This is a genomic window from Bradyrhizobium sp. (assembly GCF_019244115.1).
GTDB lineage: Bacteria > Pseudomonadota > Alphaproteobacteria > Rhizobiales > Xanthobacteraceae > Bradyrhizobium.
In genome coordinates this window covers 1-2,484 of record NZ_JAFATE010000025.1, presented here as the reverse complement: position 1 = coordinate 2,484, position 2,484 = coordinate 1, and the positions used below count along the sequence as shown (strand labels likewise).

At 63.8% G+C, this 2,484-nt stretch carries 3 protein-coding genes; 2 read left to right on the top strand and 1 reads right to left on the bottom strand.

Features of this window, described 5'->3' with window-relative positions; genetic code table 11:
* On the bottom strand, positions 1–761 hold a 761-nt coding region (locus JOZ76_RS01350), incomplete at its 3' end, for an IclR family transcriptional regulator (protein WP_291696841.1).
* Between the two features lie 115 nt (positions 762–876).
* Here JOZ76_RS01350 and JOZ76_RS01345 point away from each other — a divergent pair.
* The gene (locus JOZ76_RS01345; protein WP_291696840.1) at positions 877–1,098 is read left to right on the top strand and encodes an acetyl-CoA carboxylase biotin carboxyl carrier protein subunit; all 222 of its coding nucleotides are present in this window, start codon (positions 877–879) and stop codon (positions 1,096–1,098) included.
* A gap of 101 nt (positions 1,099–1,199) precedes the next feature.
* On the top strand, positions 1,200–2,484 hold a 1,285-nt coding region (gene glsA / locus JOZ76_RS01340), incomplete at its 3' end, for a glutaminase A (RefSeq protein ID WP_291696839.1).

Below are 2,484 nucleotides of genomic sequence, written 5' to 3'. Positions count from 1 at the left end.
ACCTCCGTGTGCAGCCGCGCCTCGTCATACATCGCCGACAACAGCCCGATCGTGACCACGACAAAGGTCTGGTATTGCGGCGACCACAGCGGCACTGCGAGCCCGTTGATATGCGGGCTCCACAGCCCGCAGGCCACCACATAACCGCGTTCGCGCAGATGCACCCGGTTGTCTTCGAGGCGTGGCCGCAGCAGTTTTGCCGCGCTGGGAATTTCGCGCTCCATTTCGGAAAGCAGGGCGTCGCCGACTTCGCGGGAGAGCGCCGCGGTGTAGGCGTGGCCGGCGGCGGTGCTCGCCATCGCGATGCGGCTGCCGGTCGCCTCGTGCAGGCCGAGCGCGTTCGCAGCGCGGCCATATTCGAGATAGACGAGATGGAAACGGTCGGGGATGACGAAGCCGACCGTGCCGGGGAGCTGCTCAGCGACATCCTGCAGGCGCTGCCGGATCAGGTTGCGCAGCTGCAGGCCGCGCATCATCGAGGTGCTCATCGCCACCGCACTCGGACCAATGCGGTATTTCTGGTCCCGCGGCAGATAGACCAGTTGGCCCATCCGCGTCAGCGTGTGGGTCAGCCGCGAGACCGTCGAGCGCGGCAGCCCGCAGCGATTGGAGATTTCGAGATTGCCGAGCCGCGCCTCGTGGCCCTCAAAGCATCTGAGCACGTCGAAGGCGCGCGAAACTACCTGAATGACGTCACCCTCGCCTGCGAGATCGCCGGCAAGCATGTTGGCCCTGCTCAGCCGTTCCGAGCGTCTTCCCATCGCGCTCCCCTGTTAATTTCGCTGTGCGGAAATAAATTCCACTTGATGTCCAGGCTACCTCAGGCATTGTGCCGCCACAACAAAAAGCCGCCTTCATGCGGCGATGGGAAGCGGAATGCCGGACTTCAAGGTTGTGACGGAGGTGGCCGGCCGGATTTGCGCGCTGCCGGTCGAGGTCGGGGGACATGTCGGCGATGGCGACGACATTGCGTTCGTCGAAGCCATGAAGATGGAAATTCCGGTGACCTCTCCCGCCGCGGGCAAGCTGACATCGATTTTGGTCAAGATCGACGAGATGGTCGCCGAGGGCCAGGTGCTGGCGATCGTCGCAACCTGATATCCTGCCGCTTTTCGCGGCAACGACACGCGCTGTTGTCGCGTGGCCTGGTGGGCTGGCTTCGTGCTACATCGCGCGCTGCCCTCTGGCAGGAAGCAGATATGGACGTCAAGCACACGGTCCTAAACCCGAACCGCTGGGCCGCTACCGAGCCGCCGCTGCTGCGCTTTCTGGCCAACTGCCACGCCGAGTTTTCCGCGGAAATATCCGGCGCAGTCGCCAATTATATCCCCGAGCTCGGCAAGGCTGATCCCGATCATTTCGGCATCAGCCTCGCGACCCTGGACGGGCATGTCTACGAGGTTGGCGACACAAAAGTCTCCTTTACCATCCAGTCGATGTCGAAACCGTTCGTGTTCGCACTGGCGCTCGATACGCTCGGCGCGGCCGAGGTGGAGAGCGCGATCGGCGTCGAACCCTCCGGCGATCCCTTCAACTCGATCCGGCTGAACGCCAAAAACCATCCCTTCAATCCGATGGTCAATGCCGGCGCCATCGCCTGTTCCGGCCTGATCCGGCAGGCCAAGGGAGGCGGCGCATTCGACAGCATCCGCCAGGCGCTCGGCCGCTTTGCAGGACGCGAACTCGAAATGGACGAGGCGGTGTTCGCCTCGGAAAGCGCGACCGGCGACCGTAACCGCGCCATCGCCTATCTCTTGCGCAACTCCGACGTCATCAAGGACGACGTCAGCGCGGTGCTGGACATCTATTTCCGGCAATGCTCGGTGCTGGTGACGGCACGCGACATCGCGGTCATGGCGGCAACCCTCGCCAATCGCGGCGTCAATCCGGTGAGCGGCGAGCAGGTGATGTCGCCTTACGCGATCTCGCGCACGCTCTCCGTGATGACCTCGTCCGGCATGTACGACTTTGCCGGAGAGTGGATCTATCGCGTCGGCATCCCCGCCAAGAGCGGTGTCGGCGGCGGCATTTTGGCCGCCCTGCCTGCACGCCTCGGGCTCGGCAGCTATTCGCCGCGGCTCGACAAGCACGGCAACAGCGTGCGCGGCATCAAGGTCTGCGAGGCGCTGTCCTCGCATTACGACCTGCACATGCTCAACCGCAGCGACGATGCGCGCACTTCGATCATCGCCGACTACACCATCGGCAAGAATCCATCGCGGCGCAGCCGCCGGCCGCATGAGCAGGAAATCCTGGCCACGCATCACCAGGAGGTTCGCGTCATCGAGCTGGTCGGCACGCTCTCCTTCTCCAATGTCGACTATGTCTCGCGCCAGCTCGCGACCAAACCGCGTTCGCAATTCGTGATCTTCGACCTGCGCCGCGTCACCGCCGTCACCCGCGCCGGCGCCCGGATGATCGCGGAAGAGTTTCGCGAGCTCGCCAATTTCCACGTCACCGTCATCCTGTCCGGCATCAAGCGTT

What these genes read in the sequence shown, in the direction of transcription:
- JOZ76_RS01345 (WP_291696840.1), top strand. Translation starts at nt 877, where the DNA reads ATGCCGGACTTCAAGGTTGTGACGGAGGTGGCCGGCCGGATTTGCGCG.